Origin of the sequence: Campylobacter canis, from assembly GCF_045504005.1 — a bacterium.
Taxonomy (GTDB): Bacteria; Campylobacterota; Campylobacteria; order Campylobacterales; family Campylobacteraceae; genus Campylobacter_A; species Campylobacter_A canis.
In genome coordinates this window covers 84,739-104,276 of the sequence record NZ_JBJJXH010000001.1, presented here as the reverse complement: position 1 = coordinate 104,276, position 19,538 = coordinate 84,739, and the positions used below count along the sequence as shown (strand labels likewise).

Annotated in this window: 18 protein-coding genes and 1 pseudogene; 8 read left to right on the top strand and 11 right to left on the bottom strand. The window is 37.1% G+C overall.

Annotated features, from left to right (window positions below; all coding sequences use genetic code 11):
- Positions 1–23: 23 nt before the first annotated feature.
- Both ACHJH3_RS00495 and ACHJH3_RS00490 read left to right on the top strand, forming a co-directional pair.
- Positions 24–251: a MoaD/ThiS family protein gene (locus tag ACHJH3_RS00495; protein WP_169941185.1), complete on the top strand. Its 228-nt coding sequence runs from the start codon at positions 24–26 to the stop codon at positions 249–251.
- Position 252: 1 nt separating this feature from the next.
- Positions 253–687 (top strand): molybdopterin synthase catalytic subunit, encoded by a 435-nt coding sequence (locus ACHJH3_RS00490; RefSeq protein ID WP_407063142.1) that lies wholly within the window; start codon positions 253–255, stop codon positions 685–687.
- A 140-nt stretch (positions 688–827) separates the two neighbouring features.
- Here the strand turns inward: ACHJH3_RS00490 and yedE are convergent, their stop codons facing one another.
- On the bottom strand, positions 828–1,880 hold the full coding sequence (gene yedE / locus ACHJH3_RS00485) for a YedE family putative selenium transporter (RefSeq protein ID WP_407063141.1): 1,053 nt from the start codon (positions 1,878–1,880) through the stop codon (positions 828–830).
- 204 nt (positions 1,881–2,084) lie between these two features.
- Between yedE and ACHJH3_RS00480 the strand changes: the two genes are divergently transcribed.
- The gene (locus tag ACHJH3_RS00480; protein WP_407063140.1) at positions 2,085–3,281 is read left to right on the top strand and encodes a molybdopterin molybdotransferase MoeA; all 1,197 of its coding nucleotides are present in this window, start codon (positions 2,085–2,087) and stop codon (positions 3,279–3,281) included.
- An 85-nt stretch (positions 3,282–3,366) separates the two neighbouring features.
- Here the strand turns inward: ACHJH3_RS00480 and ACHJH3_RS00475 are convergent, their stop codons facing one another.
- Both ACHJH3_RS00475 and ACHJH3_RS00470 read right to left on the bottom strand, forming a co-directional pair.
- Positions 3,367–4,644 (bottom strand): BaiN/RdsA family NAD(P)/FAD-dependent oxidoreductase, encoded by a 1,278-nt coding sequence (locus tag ACHJH3_RS00475; RefSeq protein ID WP_407063139.1) that lies wholly within the window; start codon positions 4,642–4,644, stop codon positions 3,367–3,369.
- A gap of 14 nt (positions 4,645–4,658) precedes the next feature.
- Positions 4,659–5,960, bottom strand: coding sequence for an MFS transporter (locus ACHJH3_RS00470; RefSeq protein WP_407063138.1), 1,302 nt, complete (start codon positions 5,958–5,960; stop codon positions 4,659–4,661).
- Between the two features lie 234 nt (positions 5,961–6,194).
- On the opposite strand from ACHJH3_RS00470, the gene rdgB reads away from it, so the two are divergent.
- The 3 genes from rdgB (at position 6,195) to ACHJH3_RS00455 (ending at position 11,948) form a co-directional block, all read left to right on the top strand.
- A complete protein-coding gene (gene rdgB / locus ACHJH3_RS00465) occupies positions 6,195–6,806 on the top strand; it encodes an RdgB/HAM1 family non-canonical purine NTP pyrophosphatase (RefSeq protein WP_407063137.1) in 612 nt (203 codons plus the stop codon).
- A 204-nt stretch (positions 6,807–7,010) separates the two neighbouring features.
- Positions 7,011–8,249, top strand: coding sequence for a saccharopine dehydrogenase family protein (locus ACHJH3_RS00460; RefSeq protein ID WP_407063136.1), 1,239 nt, complete (start codon positions 7,011–7,013; stop codon positions 8,247–8,249).
- 201 nt (positions 8,250–8,450) lie between these two features.
- Complete coding sequence (locus ACHJH3_RS00455; RefSeq protein WP_407063135.1) at positions 8,451–11,948, top strand: S8 family serine peptidase; 3,498 nt, start codon at positions 8,451–8,453, stop codon at positions 11,946–11,948.
- Positions 11,949–12,165: 217 nt separating this feature from the next.
- Here the strand turns inward: ACHJH3_RS00455 and ACHJH3_RS00450 are convergent, their stop codons facing one another.
- From ACHJH3_RS00450 to ACHJH3_RS00420, 8 genes and pseudogenes are all read right to left on the bottom strand, one after another.
- Positions 12,166–13,737 carry a hypothetical protein gene (locus tag ACHJH3_RS00450; protein ID WP_407063134.1) on the bottom strand — a complete coding sequence of 524 codons (1,572 nt, stop codon included), beginning with the start codon at positions 13,735–13,737 and terminating at the stop codon, positions 12,166–12,168.
- A gap of 36 nt (positions 13,738–13,773) precedes the next feature.
- Complete coding sequence (locus tag ACHJH3_RS00445; protein ID WP_407063133.1) at positions 13,774–14,799, bottom strand: hypothetical protein; 1,026 nt, start codon at positions 14,797–14,799, stop codon at positions 13,774–13,776.
- 2 nt (positions 14,800–14,801) lie between these two features.
- Positions 14,802–15,062, bottom strand: coding sequence for a YkgJ family cysteine cluster protein (locus tag ACHJH3_RS00440; protein WP_407063132.1), 261 nt, complete (start codon positions 15,060–15,062; stop codon positions 14,802–14,804).
- A gap of 2 nt (positions 15,063–15,064) precedes the next feature.
- Positions 15,065–15,496, bottom strand: coding sequence for a hypothetical protein (locus ACHJH3_RS00435; protein ID WP_169975587.1), 432 nt, complete (start codon positions 15,494–15,496; stop codon positions 15,065–15,067).
- Positions 15,497–15,964: a tellurite resistance TerB family protein gene (locus ACHJH3_RS00430; protein WP_407063131.1), complete on the bottom strand. Its 468-nt coding sequence runs from the start codon at positions 15,962–15,964 to the stop codon at positions 15,497–15,499.
- Positions 15,939–16,214: a WCX domain-containing protein gene (locus ACHJH3_RS11300; protein WP_455424387.1), complete on the bottom strand. Its 276-nt coding sequence runs from the start codon at positions 16,212–16,214 to the stop codon at positions 15,939–15,941. The genes ACHJH3_RS00430 and ACHJH3_RS11300 overlap by 26 nt, the downstream gene beginning before the upstream one ends.
- A gap of 90 nt (positions 16,215–16,304) precedes the next feature.
- Positions 16,305–16,775: pseudogene (locus tag ACHJH3_RS11295) on the bottom strand (WYL domain-containing protein); the annotation flags it as partial.
- A 191-nt stretch (positions 16,776–16,966) separates the two neighbouring features.
- Positions 16,967–17,470, bottom strand: coding sequence for a molybdate transport repressor (locus ACHJH3_RS00420; RefSeq protein ID WP_407063130.1), 504 nt, complete (start codon positions 17,468–17,470; stop codon positions 16,967–16,969).
- A 191-nt stretch (positions 17,471–17,661) separates the two neighbouring features.
- Here ACHJH3_RS00420 and ACHJH3_RS00415 point away from each other — a divergent pair, with 191 nt between their 5' ends.
- Both ACHJH3_RS00415 and ACHJH3_RS00410 read left to right on the top strand, forming a co-directional pair.
- Positions 17,662–18,609: an HlyD family secretion protein gene (locus tag ACHJH3_RS00415; RefSeq protein WP_407063129.1), complete on the top strand. Its 948-nt coding sequence runs from the start codon at positions 17,662–17,664 to the stop codon at positions 18,607–18,609.
- Positions 18,606–19,532: an ABC transporter ATP-binding protein gene (locus ACHJH3_RS00410; RefSeq protein ID WP_407063128.1), complete on the top strand. Its 927-nt coding sequence runs from the start codon at positions 18,606–18,608 to the stop codon at positions 19,530–19,532. Before ACHJH3_RS00415 ends, ACHJH3_RS00410 begins: the two co-directional genes overlap by 4 nt.
- Positions 19,533–19,538 lie beyond the last annotated feature (6 nt).

The window sequence follows — 19,538 nt, the reverse complement described above, 5'->3', positions numbered from 1 at the left end:
CGAAAATTTTAAAAAGGATATTTATGGTAGAGGTTGAATTCTTGGGACCTATAAAATTTGAAAACATAAAGCTTGAAGCCTCAAATTTGGGCGAGCTAAAGGACGCTTTAAAAGGCTATCATGAGCTTGAGCTTAGCGAGTGGCTTAAAATTTGCGCAGTAGCCGTAAATGACGAGATAATTAGCGAGCTTAACACCCCTCTTAAAGACGGAGATAGAATTTCTATCTTACCACCTGTTTGCGGAGGCTGATATGCAAATTTACGAAGGAAGTTTGGATGTAAATCAAATCACAAATTCTTGGTACGATGAGTTTAAGGATAAAAACTGCGGAGCTTTGATAACTTTTGTGGGTATCGTGCGCGAAGAATGCGGTATAAGCGCGCTTAGCTTTGATATATATGAGCCGATTTTAGCTAAATGGCTAAAAAACTGGGAAGAAAAAGCCGCAAAAGAAAACGCTTATGTCCTCTTTGCGCACTCAAAGGGCGATGTAGCAGTTCATACAAGCTCGTATGTAGCAGGAGTCGTAAGCCCTCAAAGAAAGGTAGCGCTAAGGCTAATCAACGAATTTGTCGAGGACTTTAAAGCAAACGCTCCTATCTGGAAATACGACGTGATAAACGGCGAGAGAATTTACGCTAAAGAGCGAAGCCAAGCGATAAAAGGCGCAGGGCTTTTGGCTTAAAACTGCAAATATTCCAGACGGAATGTATGTAGTTTAATCGAAATTTTAATACCTGCAAAGGAACATACGCAAAAAGTATATGACTGAAACGGGTATATGAAATTTCGATTAAAATCCGGCCCGAGCTAGGGAATTTAAACCTACCTTTTAAAAAGCCCGACATAAACGGCAAAAACAAACCCCGCTATCACGGCATAAGGCGCATTTGCGGTTATTCCGCTTGGAGAGCTTGCCAGCATAAAGTTATGAGCAAAAGCAGCTCCCGTCATCATCCCAATAACAAATATAACAGAGTTTAAATTTCCCGTTCCCATCTGCACTAAATGCTTGCCCGGACACCCCTCGCTAAGGCTAAAGCAAAGCCCGGCAAGTGCCATTCCTAAAAAATTCCATATATAATCATTGTGCGCGATAGGCTGATCTTCAAAGCCGAATTTATACTGCCCAAGGGCTAAATTTGCAACGCTTGCAAAAAATATAATACTAAGCAGCCCCGCAAACATAGAAAAATCGCCCTTATAGATGTGTCCTATCGCTCCTACGCTACAAAATTTGCTCTTATGCATCAAAATTCCTATCAAAACTCCCGCGCCAAGCGATATCCAAACGGCTGCGTGCATTGAGCCAGGACCCTTTACAGAGGCAAAAAGCGCACCGCTTTCGCCAGCTTTAAAGCCAAATATCAACGCAGCAAATAAAGCCGCGGCAATAACCACAGGCAAAATTCCAAACGCCTTGCTAGTAACTGCTCCGCCATCAAGCTTGTAGCCCAATTTCTTAAACATCACGCCAAAGCTAACTCCTACTATAAGTCCGCCAAAGCCCGCTAGTGCGCTTAAATCGCCTCCGCCAAGACGCAAAAACGCCCTCCATGGGCAACCAAGAAATACAAGACATCCGATCATCGCAAAAACGCCCAAGAAAAAGCGCAAAAACGGCGAGGATCCCGTAGTTGGAGCAAATTCTTTCGTCCAAAGCACGCTTGCTATAAACCCGCCTATGACAAGCCCCATGATCTCAGGACGCATATACTGCACGACGCTTGCTCTGTGAAACCCAAGCGAGCCCGTTATATCTCGCAAGAAGCAAGCTGCACATACGCCCATGTTGCCCGGATTGCCAAAAAATACAAGAAGAGCTGCCACCACGCCAAGCGCTCCGCCGGCTACGATTTGCCATTTTAAAGTGTTCATGAAATTTCCTTGAGGATAGGTAAAATCAGCCTGATTTCTTAAACTTTATTTTAGCTTGTGAAAAATAAAAAGGTGATAAATTCCATAGCCATTTAAGGCTAAGATGATAAAATATGCAAAATTTGCGCTTTGCGTAAATCAACTCGTTATTTAAGACAAAAACGAGATTCTAAGACTATTAATGCAACCGCCGGAAGGAAAAAAATGAAAGAATTTATGAGTTATGAAGCAAGCTTGGACATACTGCGCTCCACGATCACGCCTTGGGATAAGATTCAAAAAGTAGCCATTACCGAAGCGCTTGATCGCCATATCGTCACAGATGTAGTTGCAGCCGATAACTACCCGCCAAAACCGACTTCGGCTATGGACGGATATGCATTTGCCTGGAGTGAAAATTTAAATGAGCTTGAGCTTATCACCGATCTTCCAGCAGGAACCGATAAGGACATAAACGTAAGCGGCGCAAAATGCGTAAAAACCTTCACGGGCTCGCTTATGAGCGAAGGAACCGATACTCTTATACCCGTTGAAAACGTCGAAGTAGCAGGCTCTAAAATAATTATAAAAAAGCCCGTAAACAAGGGCTTTGCCGTGCGAGAAGTGGGCGAAAGCTATAAAAAAGGCGAAATTTTAATCAAAAAAGGCACCAAAATCGGCTACGCAGAAATTGCATTAATGGCCGAACTTGGGATGTTTCACATAAGCGTATTTGTGCGTCCTAGAGTTGCTATACTGGCAACCGGAAGCGAGATAAGAGATCTTGGCGAGCCGCTTTTAAACCCTGCTCAAATTCACAGCTCAAACCATATCGCAATCGCCCAAATGGTGCGCAAAATGGGTGCCGAGCCTATCATCTGCGAAATTGCAAAAGATAATGCAAACACCGTAAAAACAGCCATAATCAATGCCTTAAAAAGTGCGGACGTACTTGTAACCACGGGCGGAGTCAGCATGGGGGATTACGACTTCGTAAAAGGCGCGCTGAATGAAAATTTTAAACTAATAATAGATGGAGCGGCGATTAAACCGGGCAGGCATATAAAAGTAGCAAAAAGCGAAGACAAATACATATTTGCGCTTCCAGGATTTCCATATTCGGCGATGGTTATGTGCGTGCTTTACGTGCGAGTTTTGATAAATTCGTGGTTTAATCTGCCCGAGCCAAAGATAACTGCGATAATGGATGAGGATTATAAAAAACGCTCTCCGTTTTTGGAATTTACGGCTGCAAATTTAGTAAATCGCGACGGCAAAATTTACCTAAATTTAGAGGGCAAGAAGCTTGGAAGCTCCGCGATCGTAAATAACCTGCTAAATGACGCCGCGCTTTTAATCATCCCAAAAGAGACCGATTTTATAGCTCGTGGCGAAGTGGTCGAAGTTCTAAAGATGGTTTAACGAAATTTTGCGAGAGGTTAAATTTGGCTCTTGCGCAAAATTTGCTTGAAATTAAGTTTTGGATTTTAAAAGATTCCAAAAGACTTTATGGAAGTCTTAAATTTAAATAATTGGCTAAAATTTTCGCGCTTGTAAAAGCAAAATGCAAATTATATCCGCCAAGCATGCCCGTAACGTCTAAAACCTCGCCGATGAAGTATAGGTTTTTAACGCTTTTACACTCAAAATTTTCATCTATTTCATCTGTGCTAACGCCGCCTTTAGTAACTTCTGCGCGTTCAAATCCAAAGGTTCCCGCAGGTGCAAACGGATAATCAAACAGCTTTAAAATTTTAGCCTTCTGTTCTTCGTTATATTCGCCAAAAGCCCTATCCTCTAGCTCGTTTGCCTTTAAAAATTCAAGCGTAAATCGCCTTGGAAGCGGCAAAATCGTAGAAAGTTGCTTTTTTGTACGGCTTAAAAATTTCGTATCAAAATTCGGTAAAAAATTTATCCTAACAGCGCCTTTGCTCCAAAACAAAGATGCGCTTAATACGGCAGGTCCGCTAATGCCTTTGTGAGTAAATAAAACGTCCGCGCTAAATTTTCGCTCGCTTAAAGCCGTTTTGTTATCTGAATTTGGCTTATCTTGGTCTTTAAATTTTAAACCGGATATATTTTTTGTATTTAAAGAAATTTCGGCATTTAGGCTAACGCCGCTTAAATTTTTAAACCAAAATTCATCCTTTTGAACCGTAAAACCGACCAGCGCGGGGGCGGGTTTAACCACTTGCAAGCCGAAATTTTGAGCGACAAGATAGCCTATATCGCTTGCACCAAGAGCTTTATAACTAAGTCCGCCGCTTGCTACCACAAGATTTTTGGCTCTAAATTTCTGCCCGTTGTGGGTTAAAATTTCAAAAATTTCATTTTGAGAATTTAACAAGTCGCCATAAACGCCCACTTCGCAATTTTTAGAATTTGAAATTTTAGCAGCACTCTTTACGTCGCAGTTATAAAATATCTTCGCTTTGTTTTGCTCAGACGATCTTAAAAGCACTCCCAAAACGTCTCTGGCAGAGCTTGCGCAAAAAAATTGATTTTGCTTTATCTCTTTAAATTTAAGCTCTGCGAAGAATTCAAGCACATCGCAAAAACTTAAATTTAAAAGCGCTTTAGCGATAAATTCTTCATCGCCAAGATAGTTTTGTGAGCTTATGTAGCGGTTTGTGATGTTGCATTTGCCTCCACCACTTGCTAGAATTTTTTTGCCTGCGCAGGAGTTTTTTTCTAAGATCGCAACTTCCAGTCCGTGCAAATTTGAGGCTAAAAACAGTCCGCTAGCCCCTGCTCCGATAATTAAAACATCGTAAATTTTACTCAAATTAAAACCAAAATTTAGTTTTTGATCCTATCAAATAAAGCGGCTTCATCTATCATTTTAGAGTTGTATTTGATAACGTAATTGTTTGCGGTTTTGTAACACTCAACAACTTCGTCGAAATTTGAAATAGCCTCTAAATTTACGTTATCCTCAAGCCCAAAATAGATATTTTTAAAGATAACGGGATTATCAAGCCATCTTAAAAGCACAAGCCAGATCACGCAAAGCACGATAAAAACGATGCAAAGCAGGTTTAAATCATAATATTTCAGCAAAGCTCCCGCCCCTATGCCGCCTATGAAAGTTCCCATAAAGCCGGATGAGTTAAACACGCCAAGAGCGGCTCCCTTTTCGCTTACTTTGGCAAATTTTGAAGCGATTGACTGCATGATAGGCTCGTGAAGGTTAAACCCTACGAAAAACAGCACCACACCGATACAAAACACAAGCTCGCTCTTTGCCAATGCAAAAAAAAGATAAGAGGCTATGAAAAATACAACTCCTACTACCAAAAGATGCTTGCCAAGACCTCTTTTTTCGCCTATTGCTCCACCAAGCCCCATCGCAATGAAGCCAAACACGGTAGAAACTGCGTAAATTTTCCAAAGCTCGTCTTTAGAGCCTCCAAAATCATGCACTAAAACGACGGGAATAATGAAAAAAGCCACAGACATAAGCATTTTTTGCATGAAATTTGTTAGATTCATCAAAAATAAATTTCTATTTGATATGAGCTTAAAAAACGGCGTTTTCTCTTCATAATGCTGAATTTTAGGGTCTTTTGGCACAGCAGTATATAAAAGCACTATACAAAACGCAGTAAGCGCAGCACTTAGATAAAAGAGGCTTGAAAGTCCGAATTTCGCACTCATGCTAGGAGCGATAAGCATCGAAAGAGCGAAACTTACGCCGATAAATACGCCCATTATCGCCATCGCCTTGCCTCTAACTTCTTCTTTTGTATTATCGCTTATCATCGCGGTAGCAACGCCCCCGATAGCGCCCACACCCTGTATAAAACGCCCCAAAATCATCGTATATATATCGGTTGCCTGCGCGCAGATTAAAGCTCCGATAATAAAGATCACAAGCCCTAGACAAAGAGTGATCTTGCGCCCGAATTTGTCCGAAAAATAGCCAAAAGGTATCTGAAAAATCACCTGAGTTAGCGCATAAACGCCTATTAAAACTCCTACAAAAAATTCGCTTGAGTACTCAAGCTCCAAAGCATAAACGCTGATAACAGGCAGTATGATAAATATCCCAAAAAATCTGCTTCCGATGATAAAAGACAGAGGCAAAACGCTTTTTAACATAAAATTTCCTTGATATAAAAGAGTGATTTTACCCTAGATAGGCTTAAATTTTTTATCAAAATTAGCTAAAATATGAAAAATTTTGCCGATTGCGGTAGCCTACTTGCAGGAGAGCAAAATTTAAATTAAGCCTTGAAATTTCGCATAAATTTGAGCGATTTACCGTACCCGCACGGCTAATAAAAGGCTAAATTTATAATACGCCAAAAGATAAGTCGCAAAAAGGATAAAAAAGTGAAAATAGTTCTAGCCACGTCCAACAAAGGCAAGGTTAAAGAGATAAAAGATTTCTTAAAAGAGTATGAAATTTACTCGCTTAACGAGATTTGCGAGCCTTTTGATATAGCTGAAGATGGGACGAGCTTTAAAGAAAATGCGCTTATCAAAGCAAGAGCCGTTTATAATAAAATTTGCGAGCTAAATTTGCAGGATGAATTTATAGCCCTAAGCGATGATAGCGGCATTAGCGTAGATGCGCTCGGCGGCAAGCCGGGAATTTACTCTGCCAGATTTAGCGAGCTTGCAACGGACGAGGCAAACAGAGCCAAACTGATATCCGAACTAAAAGCGCTGAATTTACATAGCTCGCGCGCTTACTACACGGCTTGTATCGCTATAGCTAGTAAATTTGGGGAATTCAGCGCGCATGGGTTTATGCACGGAACTGCGCTTACCGAAGAAAGGGGCAAAAACGGCTTTGGCTATGATGCGCTATTTATACCAAACGGCTTTGATAAAACTCTTGGCGAGCTTGATGATAAGATAAAGCTTGAAATTTCTCACCGATCAAAAGGGCTTGAGTTAATTAAATTTGTGCTAAGGAGCATTGAGAAGAAATTTATATAATACATCTTTGCGCTTTGTACAAGGCGCTTTTGTAGATTAAAAAGTCAAACGAGAAGGAGCGCTTTGAACTCTTGATTAAATTTTAAATTGAGGCAAATTTATGGCGATACTATTTTGCCTGTAATTTTTACTAAGCTTTAAACTTATCTTACATTACATAATTTTTTGATAAAATCAAAATAAATTTCAAAACTAAGGAAAAACATGGCACATATTTTAATTATCGGAGCCGGTGGAGTAAGCCAAGTAGCGACCGTAAAATGCGCGATGAATAGCGATGTTTTCACGACTATCACGCTTGCAAGCCGCACAAAGAGTAAATGCGACGCTATAGCAAAATTTATCAAAGAGCGCCTTGGAGTTACGATAAATACGGCTCAAATCGACGCTGATGATACCGATGCGGTTGTAGAACTCATTAAACAAACCAAAGCCGATCTGCTACTCAACGTGGCGCTTCCGTATCAGGATTTGACACTTATGGACGCTTGCGTAAAAGCTAAAATTCCCTACATAGACACCGCCAACTACGAGCATCCCGATACTGCTAAATTTGAATACAAACTCCAATGGGCAAAAGACGCTGACTTTAAAAACGCAGGCACGATGGCGCTTCTTGGAAGCGGTTTTGATCCTGGTGTAACAAACGTATTTTGCGCCTATGCACAGCAAAATTTGTTCGATGAAATCCACGAGATAGACATCCTAGACTGCAACGCAGGCGATCACGGATATCCTTTTGCGACGAATTTCAACCCGGAGATAAACCTGCGCGAAGTTAGCTCAAAGGGCAGGTATTGGGAAAAAGACGAAAGCGGCGAAGGTAAATGGATAGAAACCGAGCCTATGGAGATAATGTTTAAGTGGGACTACCCGAAAATCGGCGTAAAAGACAGCTATCTGCTATATCACGAAGAGCTTGAGAGCCTAGTTAAAAACATCAAAGGACTTAAGAGAATTCGCTTCTTTATGACTTTTGGACAAAGCTATCTAACTCACATGAAATGCCTTGAAAATGTCGGCATGCTGCGCATAGACGAGGTTGAGCATAACGGAATGAAGATAGTGCCTATCCAGTTTCTAAAAACCCTACTTCCGGATCCCGCCAGCCTCGGTGCAAGAACGAAAGGCAAGACAAACATCGGCTGCGTCATAAGAGGCATAAAAGACGGCAAAGAGCGCCAAGTCTATATCTATAACGTATGCGATCACGAAGAGTGCTATAAAGAGACGGGTGCGCAAGCCGTTAGCTACACGACGGGTGTTCCTGCTATGATAGGTTCTATGATGGTTGCTAAAGGAATTTGGAATGGCAAAGGTGTATTTAACATGGAAGAATTTGACGCTAAGCCTTTCATGGACGAGCTTATGAAGCAAGGTTTGCCATGGGAGATAATAGAGATGAAACCCGGCGAGCGATATGAGGTTGAGAGGAAAATATAATAAATTTAGGGCTATATTTAGCCCTTTTTAAATTTTTATTTAACAAAAAACAATTTAAATTTTTACTACGAAATCCCCTTAAAATAGCACTTTCTATAGTAAAATAAAACAAAATTCAATTTTATATTTAGAAATTATTAAATTTTATTCTATAATTGCCGATTTAGAAAATCGAAAATAATAAACTAAAAAGGATGGTATTTGAAAAAATCACTAAAAAACAAATTACGAAAAACTCAAATTTTACTTTTGGCTGTTCCTCTTACTATGTTTCCTTCCGATTATTTTTATGGAGTAGAAAGATCTTATAAAATTATAAACCTACCAAATGCATATCAAAACAACCCGCGCATATCAGGAAATGGTGTTGCAGTTGGTATTGTTGATTCGTTCTTTTACACAAATCATCCAAGCATAAAAAATAAAGATATTGAATTATTTAACGTAGATCAAAATAATTTAAACGATATAGGAGACGGAGAAAAACAAGACAGCATTAGGCACGGAACACACGTAGCGGGTATTATACTTGGTAGAAAATTAAGCGATGAAGACCCTTACGGAATAGCACAAAATGCAAAATACTACGGAGTAGGATATGTAAATTTATACTCAAAATATAAAGGCAATCTTTATGATGATTTAAGAGGAAAAAACATAAGCATTATTAACAATAGTTGGAGTTCACAAAGATATCCAAGTATCGGAGTTGGAGATATGTCGAATGGCTACAGTGCTTTTAACGAGAATTTGGATGCGGAAAAATTGGCTCAAATAAATGAAAAAAGCCCGGGGGTCGCAAGCCTAATAAGACTTTCTAAAGAGGAAAAGACTCTAATAGTAATGGCAGCCGGAAATGACGGTATGCTTGCTCCAAGCTCAACGGCTATCGTCCCATCTTACGATAAATCAATTAAATCATGGGTGGTCGTAGGGGCTCTAGGTCCATTAGATACAAACGTGGTTGATTCTGACGGCAAAAGACAAATAAAGTTTGTAAGCGGCAAATGTGCGCCTAGATTTAAAGACTATGAGTGTGACAGTTTTGCTAAATTTTCTAACGCCTTTAAAGGAGCTTCTTACTACTCTATAATAGCTCCGGGAAAAGATATAGAATCTGCAAATTCATATTACAATCATCCGACTTTACTTAAAGGCAAAGATGAATTTTTTGTTATGAGTGGGACATCTCAAGCTGCGCCTATGGTAAGTGGAGTGGCAGCCTTACTGCAACAAAAATTTCCGTTTTTAAGCGGAGTCGATATGGCAAATATAATCTTAAGCACCGCAAACGATAATGTGATACTACCAAAACTTACCGTAAAATCCTTTAATAATAAAGGGCATTACCATATTATTTATATAGACAATGATATTCCAATGAAAAATAATGAAATAGACATAGAAAAGGTAAAGCAAGATCTAGCTGATATCGGATATACCAAAAGAGATATTAATACCTTTTTTAGACCTACAAAACTTTTTCCGAAAGACGGTATTATAAGACTTGACAAAAAAGATTTGATAGGTCAAGGTGTCCTAGATGCGGATAAAGCTTTAAAAGGTTTAGCGGTAATTGATGCAAATAGATTTGATTCAGAAAATATAGTTGAATTTAACGGAGAAAAACAAGCCCTTTATACCATTGATACAAAAGGACACGATGGAGAATTTACTAATGATATAACACAAAGGGTATGGGATAGCAGCTTGCATGTTGCAGATGCGTCAAATTCTCCCGCTGCGGACATTAAAAATATGGATAAAATAGGTTTTAGAAAAATAGGCGAAGGAACACTGACATTAGCAGGAAATACCGACTATAAAGGCTTAACTATAGCTTCTGGCGGAACCCTAAAGATAAAAGGCGAGATGACAAATAGCAATCTTTGGGCAGTAGATAAAGGCAATCTTGATCTTGAGGCAAGTTCAAAAATAAAACAAAATGTCTATGCACAAGATGGTGGAAATATAAATTTAAAAGGTGCGGACATCACAGGAAATGCTGTCATCTATAAAAACGGAAAGCTCATAACATCTAGTCAAAATGATCATAATATACGTGGCTCGGTTGTCGCGGACGCAGGAAACATAGAGCTTAAAGAGGGAAAGCTCATAACACCTAATGTGACGCTCAGAAATCAAGGCGTCTTAAGCGGAGAAGGCACTATAAAAGGCGATCTTATCAATGAAAGCGGTATAGTTAAAGCAGGCTTTAAGGACGGAAGTCTTGCGATAGGAAATTTAAACATAGAAGGCAAATATACTCAAAATGCAAATGGCGATCTTGAAATAGGATTTAATCCTCAAGCAAGACACACTAGCTTTAACGCAAACGGTTATGATATTTTAGGCGGAAAGCTTATATATACGCCCGTTTATGATAAAAACAGCCAAGATACGTTTGCGAACAATTTTGAAGTTATCGTAAATCTAGGCAACCTTCCAACAGATAACTTGACTATAGACGTAAAAGATACAAATTTATTTGATTTTACGGTTAAAGATAAAAACATTATAAAAATAAATAAAAAACAAGATCCTTTAGCTGAAAACAAGAACGAAGAAGACTTTAAAAACTCGATCAATAAAATTTTAGACATAAAGCTAGGTAAAGATTTTGAGAAAAATAATCCTCGTGCAACAGAGTATAATAAGTTTTTTAAAGATCTAGACAAAGCAAGCAAAAGTGAATTTGCCAAAACATTAGATAGTATTGAAAATTCGCCTGTTCCTAGTGATGCCAAAGATAATCTATGGGCGCAAGAAAAACTTACGCTAGATAATACAAATTTCTTGCTTTCAACATTTTCTCCTATGCTTTTACCAAGCGAGCCTATGGCATCATTAAGCTCTGACGTAACCGATCAGATAGCATATGATGCGCTCCAAGACAGCAGAAGAGATACTCAAATTTCTTTAAATTCAAACTACATAAAACTAAATCATGATGAGTATAAGAGCAAAACATACTCTACAAATTTACAAGCCAAAAAGCTGATAGATGAAAATTTACTTGGCGGCTCAATAGCTCTAGCAACCTCAAAAAGCACGCACAAATACTCATCAAGCGAACAAAAAAGAATTTCTGTAGGTATAAGCGGCCTTTTAGATCTTGGCAACAACTACTCTTTCATAGCTCAAGGAAATTTAGGCATAGGATTTAACGATCTTACAAGATATATAGTAGGCTCATCAAGCGACTTAAAAGCTGACTATAAAAGCTATTTAGCATCATCTCAAATAGGAATTTTAAAGAATTTCAACTTTGAAAATTTATCTATAAAACCTGTTGCGACATTAAACTACTCGACAGTAATGCAAAATAAATTTAATGAGCAAGGCGGAATTTTTGCAAAAACCTATGATAAAAAGAGACACGAAACCCTATCAACATCAATTGGGCTTCATACAAGCTATCAACTATCGCTAAATGATTACACGAAGTTAAATTTAAACGGCTTTGGATACTATACTCTAAGATTAAATGACGAAAAAATAAATAACAAAACTCATTTCAGCGATTTTGCAGACAAAAGCTTTGATCAGAAAACAACTGCGGGCAGACACAGTGTGTATTATGGAATGGATGCCGAACTAATACACAAAAGATACTTTACTCGTATAGGTCTATCTAGCGAACAGGGTAAAAATTATTCACAAATCAATGTTTTATTAAGCGTTGGTATGGAATTTTAATAGGCAATTTAATTGCCTATTGCCCCCCCCCTACTCCACTTTTCCTTTTTCTTTGATCTCTATTTTATATCTCTTGTATCCAATTAGGTCTCACATTTAGCGATAGAATTTCAAACTGAGATTGCCATGGGAGATAATAAAGATGAAGCCTGACAAGAGATATGAGATAGTAAGAAAAATATTTATTTTAAGAAGGCTACGCTTTGTAGCCTTTCTTCTAAAATCTTATAGGTTCATCACTTAACATAATATCGTTAAATTGATTAAAATTAGTATATTTTAACTTCTTACCATAAAACGAATTTATGGAAATTAGACTCTCTATAAAGACTGCATTATTATTTAGCTCAACCGCGGATTTTAATTGAGCAAAAGAACTATCCATCTTTAATACCATATCATTCTTATAAGTATCTATTAGATCTTTTATCCTTTCATTATCTTTTATAAGCTCAGGAAGTACTTCATCAACCAAAACCGAAATTTCTGCTTTTTTTGCCCGAGACTTTTGAAGCTCGGCATAAACCCCAAAAATATAACTTAGTGAATTTTCTATAATCTTTAATCCTAAAACAACAACGGTAGCTGAAATCACTACAGTAAAAACACCCGAAAGTACGCTAGCTATATCTGAAGGCATAAATGCTATTAAATACTGCATTATCATAGTATCTATAGTTTCAGCCATTAGCACCATAAGTATCGAAAAAATGGATTTAACTATATTAACTATAAGATCTTGAAAGTTTTTAATTTTACCTTGCACATATAAAAGGATAGCATTGTACACGGACTTAGCAGCCGTTCTTAAATTTTCCCATAAATACATAAATTTCGTATGTAAAGTTTTAAAACAACTAGAGATAACGTTTACAAGAATATCGATCACTGCAAACCCCGCGCCATTAATGAAGCCGTCTTTTAGTGATTTTAAAACGCTTTGAAAAAGTCTAGAAATCCTAGATAACAAATCACTTTTTCCACTCTTGCAATAGTCTTTTATTTCATATATAACACCACTTCCGAGAGTCTGTAAGGCTAGTGCAACGGCTCCACTTATAGCAACTCCTGCACTATTTTTAGCCATATATTTTATATCTGTTTTAATAGTAAAATTTCTTGCGTTTTCTTTTTTGCTAGTTTCGTAATCAACCATTCCCTTCTCTATTTTTTCAAGCATCATCCTCGCTTCTTTTATAGCATTCTGATCTTTGCTTTTTTCTATTATTTTTTTGTAATGATTTATATCCTCTTGATATCTATCCGAATTTACAACAACCTTTAAACCTTCGGCATTCATATACTTTTTATTTTTGCCCTTTAAGTCATTTGATTTAGATATTACTTTTGTTCTAGACTTTCTTTTTAATTGGCTATCTTTACTCTCAAAACTCTTATGTTGCATCTCTCCAAAAATATCAACCTCATCCCCATCAAGAGCTTTTACTATATCGCTTTTTCTAATAAGAGAAACATCTACCAAAGGATCATTTGCTTTTGTTATTTCATCATGCCTGATATATCTTAAATCATTTTTATTTTTTGCGTTCTCTATATTTCTCATCCCTACATCCAATGATTCAAATAAGAATCCGTGAGAAGTAGTATCATTTTCTCGGTTTTTGTTTTTTACTCTTTCCGAGTCATACACTTCTTTTGTATCTATACGCATTCTTGTAGCTTCAACACTTTGAGCATAACTTGAAGTGTCAAAAATATTCAGTCCAAATCTAGCTAAAGTCTGTGTTCCTATCTCATCAATTATCTCTTCATATATCGCTTTACTCATGATGCATCCTTTTAAATTTAAAGGGCTTTATGCCCTTTAATTATACTTATCGTTTATATCTTTTAGTTGTTTTAATAACTTTTCGGCCTTGCGTTTTGTTTTCCGTATAGCTACAGAAATCTTACCGTTTTCTTCAAGCAACGGAACGGATATTAAATTTTTTATGCTCTGAGCAAGCAACACTGTGTTATGAACTAGGTGCTGGTCCTCTTTAGAATAACTTGCATAGTTGTTATTTATAGATACTATATTTTCTAATTCACTCAAAAACTTACTAAAATACTTCTCGGAAAGCTCATTTAAAGTAATTTGTACAGTATTTGCAACATCTTTTACATGAGATAGTTCAAGTATAGCGGTTTGATTTGTCTCCGCTATACTTTTTGCTTCTTGTAAATTAGAATATGCGTTATTTTTAGCAGTTTCGGCCTTAGATGATAAAACCCAGCCTGCAACAGCCAAAGCAGGACCCGCAACAAGACCTCCTAAAACCATTGTTCCTCCTGCCATGCCAAGCCCTCCTGTAGCCAAAGAACCTCCTCCAAGCCACGCCAAAGTAGCATTCGTTGCAGCTACTCCGCTAAGTGAACTTATAGCAGTGCCCGTGCTTGCGGTAGCCAAAGCTCCGGTTAAGCCAAAAGCACCAAACCCAGCAGCAGCACCTGCTCCAAGAGCTGCCGCTCCGCCAAATGCTGTCCGGATATCTAGTATCTGGCTTTTTAATTCCTCAAATTCTTTGCTACTTATATCCATTGCGCTATCAAATTTCAAACCGCCTTCAGGTTCATAATTTTTTATCCTAGAAAATATCTCTATAAAATCTATCATATACATATCAAAAACTTCTTTTTTGTATTCGCCAAGCCTAACTATAGAAGTATTTGTAGCCTCTCTTGATGTATTGAGATTTTTTTGAGACTCTTCAAAAATATTTCTTGCTCTTTCATTATAGTTTTTTGCATATTTCGTATCCGAATAAGCATCATAGCCCTTTTTTGCCCCAAAGGCTGCTGCTGCTAAACTAGCTCCACCAAAAAGTACAGGTATTAACGGTAATGGCATTTTTATCCTTTAAATCTCTCTTTTAAAATTTTACAAGCAGTTTCATTTATATCGTAAAATTCATCTTTACTAAAGTATTTATAATACTCAACTTGATACATCTCATCCACTCTACAAATAGCGGGCCTAGCATCGTAAATCTTACATAAATTATTGGTTTTATCTAAATTTATGCAAGAGCCGTCTTCACATAAAAACTTAGCAAGCTCTCTTATTCCTTGTATATTCACACAACAAAGACCGCAGCTATCGCATTTAAACATAACTATCTGTCTATAATCTTATTTAAAATCAAACTATAATTAGTCATATTTAAAGACCAATTGTCACAAAGCTCTATCACCTCATTACTAGCTTTTAGCTTCTCTTGCATAATCTCTTTTATAAGTATATTTTTAGGATTTAACGAATCGGCTTGAATATACATGTTAGCTTCAAGATAAAATTTGATATCAATATCATCTATAATATCCAAAATTTCCTCTCTAAATTCATCCGTATCGTCGTTAAAAAAGGCATTTATATCTTTAGATTGTTCAACCAAATCATCAACCAAAGTATCAATTCCACTTTCGTCTATTAAATCTTGTAATAATTTATTATTAGTCAGAATATTTTTACTATCATCTAGAACGATAATGGCTACAAGTTTTAAAAAATTTTGTTTCTTATACTCGTCAAATTTACTTAAAAACATCTACTCTCCTTTTGTTTTTTCGTGTATTAACTCTATATCTTGAACTATCTTTAGTCCGCTTGCAATACTTAAGGCGCAACTCTCTATAATAGGCACTTCAAAATCACCTTGATACATCTTTTGTTTAAGTCTATCTAAGATATCTTGTTCTATGGGCGTAATGACCCCATCCGAATAAACAAGAGAAATGAGTTCAAAGTAGATCTTTTTGTAATCAACAGTGTTAGTACTGCTACTGTTAAATATATTGTCTATTTTACTTTTATACTCTGCCTCATCATCGTCAAAAGCTTCTACGATATGATCATATTTTGCCGTTCTTTGAGGCATCTCTATTTGCATCTCATCGCAGTACTGCCTTAGTAAAGCCGACTCCTCTTCTTCTATCTTTCCATTTGATTTAGCGCAAATTATGGCAAATGCCAAAAATTTTTCCTTACTGTCATCTCTCATATTTTTCAAAAACATTTTTTTCCTTTTTTATATAATCTTCAAGCTCTGCTAAAAGTTTATTCTTTAGTTCTATTGGCTCCAATATACTAATATAAGGAATCCAATACCTAAGTGTCCCCATAAAGTCTTTCAAAAAAGCTACTTTTGCTTCAACTACAAGATCGCCATTTTTCAAGTGTCTTACTGCCGACTGCCCTTTAAAAATTTTACGCCTAAGAATAAATTCACTAACCTCCTTTTTTACTTTTAGTTTTATATTAATCAAATTTTCACTTATAAATTGATCGCTGTTTTTCTCTATAAAATTTTCTATATCCTGATTTTTCTTAAAATTATTGCCTCTCCTTAAATTAATTATTTTTGAGATTGCATAATTTTTTATCTTACTGTTTTCAGTCGCTATAAGATACCAAACTCCATTAAAACTAATAAGCTTATATGGTTTTACATTTCGTTCTTTTTTCTTGTATATAAAATGGGCTATATTTGAGCAGGAAATACAAATTTCAAGAATTTTAAATATATCAGAGTTTATATGCTCATAAGAGAATCCGACAACTTTTTTATTGCTATCAGATAAATGGTTTATAAAATTTTTACTTGGATAAAGATCCTCTATGCCGCTTTTTTGGCTAAATTTAAGAAGTTCATAATTTTTTAACCTATTATCGCAATCATCAAGATAATAAAATCCGTCTTTAAATACAATAGATAAATTTATAAGTCTGTTATTTAAATCTCTTTGTATAGTACGTTTTGAAACACCGAATTCATCGGCAAGTTTAGGAGTATAGAGCTTTTTCCCACAAAGAAGTTCTGAAATTATATAGGCTAGCCTAAAAGCTAACTTGTCGCTACCCCCCCATTTTTTTAATTCCTATACCCACAAAACCTCTTTTTAAATTTTTAAAATATTATACACAACCCATACGACAAGTTGTGTCGCAAATATCACTTTATTTTTAGAATTTAACTAAAATATTTGTCCTTTTAAAACCAATATATAACTGCCTAAATTTATCGCTTATTTTTAGATTTATCACTTTCTTGTAGTTGTTTTTGGGTGTTTATATTTTGTAGCTTCTCTCTTAAAAGATTAAAAATTTCATATTTTGATTTTTCGTATTTGTCTAAGATTATCGCGTCGTTTTCACCGATTGGTTGTATAAGCCCGTCAGCGGCTTCCCTATCAAGCCTTCCTCTTTTAAATTTCACGTTTAAAACCTGAATATCTCGCTTTTTATCCACAACGCGAGTGCTTATCTCATCGATATCTTTAAAATAAAATTTATGTTGTTTAGAACCCTTTTTTACGCCAAATCCGTCATCAAAAATTTCTATAAAACTCTCTTGAGCTATCTTTTTCAAGCAAAAAACGGCACATACTAAAGTTACTATCATGGTAAAAATCGCAGAAGCCGCAAGTTCATAATAAACATATCCCAAAAAACCCGCCACAAATAGCAAGACAGACATTATAAGCGATCCTATAGCGCCCTTTTTATTCTCTTTTATCTGCATATTTTTCCTTTTTGTTTCAAAAATTTCGCGTTTAAAAGCTAAAAATTAAAAAATGATTATATCAGAACAAGCCCAAATTTAAAGCTTTCAAACCGACACTAAAATTTAGCCGCTAAGCTAAATTCCGCTATAATGATATCGCTTTTAAAAAGCTGTTTTTAGCATTTGCACTCTAAATTTCAGGAGTAAAAATGAATGCAAAATTTATAGTTTTATCTCTTTTTTTGCTGCTTGCAGGTTGCGACAAAAAAGCGGGCGACACACATTTTAACGGCTATTTAGAAGGTGAATATATCCACATATCGCCTTATTTTAGCGGACGCATAGTAAAAATTCACGTAAAAGAAGGAGAGATTATTGATTCGGGCAAGTTGCTATTTGAGCTTGAAGATACTTTGCAAAAAGCGAATTTAAACATAGCTAAAGCGAATTTAGCCTCACTTGAAGCAAAGCTTGAGGATCTAAATTTAGGCATGCGAAAAGAAGAGATCGAGCGTATCAAAGCCAAGCTAGACGAAGCCAAAGCGGCAAGTTGGCTTGCTGATAAAAACTGGCAGCGAACTAAAAAATTAATAGCCAAAAACTCGGTTTCTAATAAAGAAGCAGATATCGCAAAAGCCGAATTTGAAAGAGCAAGAGCCGTAGTAAACGAGCTTGAAGCCTCTTTAAAGATCGCAAATTTGCCCGCCAGAGTAAATCAAATAAACAGCCTAAAAGCGGACATAAATGCACTTAAAGAAGATATCAAAGCCAAAGAGTGGCAGCTAAATGAAACCAAAATTTACGCCCCAAAAGCGGGCAAGATCGAAGAGATTTTTTATAAAGAGAGCGAGTGGGCGTTAAACTCAAAGCCCGCTATCCTGCTACTTCCTACAAATGAACTAAAAGCCAAATTTTTCGTGCCGATCACTTATATCGGCGAGTTTAAAGAGGGACAAAAGATAAAAATCGGCTGCATTGGATGCGAAAATTTAACCGCAACCGTTAGCAAGATAGCCTCCAAGCCCGAATACACCCCGCCTATCATATACAGCGAAAACACCCAAGATACGCTTACGTATCTCGTTGAAGCCGTGCTTGATAACCCAAGCGAGTTTTTGCACCCCTCACTTCCCATTAGCGTAAGGCAAAATCAATGAGCGAGTACGCCATAGACGTGCAAGGGCTTTCAAAGAGATTTGGCAAGCGCGTGATAATGGACAACGTAAATATCAGAGTGCAAAAAGGTAGCGTTTGCGGATTTTTAGGACCAAACGGAAGCGGCAAGACGACCACGATAAGAATGCTTTGCGGGCTTTTAAAAGCCGATAGCGGAAGCGGGCAGTGTCTCGGATATGATTTTTTAACGCAGTCTGACGCCATAAGGCTAAACACGGGCTATATGACACAAAAATTCGGCTGGTACGCTGATCTAACCGTTAGAGAAAATTTAGAATTTGTAGCGAAACTTTTTAAGATCAAAAATCAAAAATTTGAGATAGACAGGACGCTTGACGAGCTTGGTATTGCAGCTAGACAAAACCAAAGTGCAGGCGCTCTCTCAGGCGGCTTAAAGCAACGCCTTGCGCTTGCGATGTGCCTTGTGCATAGCCCTAAACTGCTCTTGCTCGATGAGCCTACCGCGGGCGTTGATCCAAAGGCTAGAAGGGAGTTTTGGGATATCATACATCGCCTTGCAAACGACGGCGTAACGGTGCTAGTTTCAACCCACTACATGGATGAAGCCGAGCGCTGCCATGAGCTTATCTACATAGCTTACGGCAAAATTTTAGCCCAAGGCAGTGAAAATGAAATCATCTCCAAATACAAACTTGACATCTGGGATCTAAGCGGCTCGCGCGCAGCTGAAATTTCAAGGCTAATAGCCTCAAGCAGAGCGGTTCATACAGTTTCTGCTTTTGGAAACAGCTATCACATAGTAGTGCGAGATGCGAATTTGCTCCAAAGCGAGATAAAAAATCTTGGATACTCAAACGCTCAAGCAAATTTAAAGCCGACAAAAACGAGTTTGGAAGATATATTTATCCATCTTTTAAACATTTTTGAAGATGAGCGTGCGTAGGAAAAT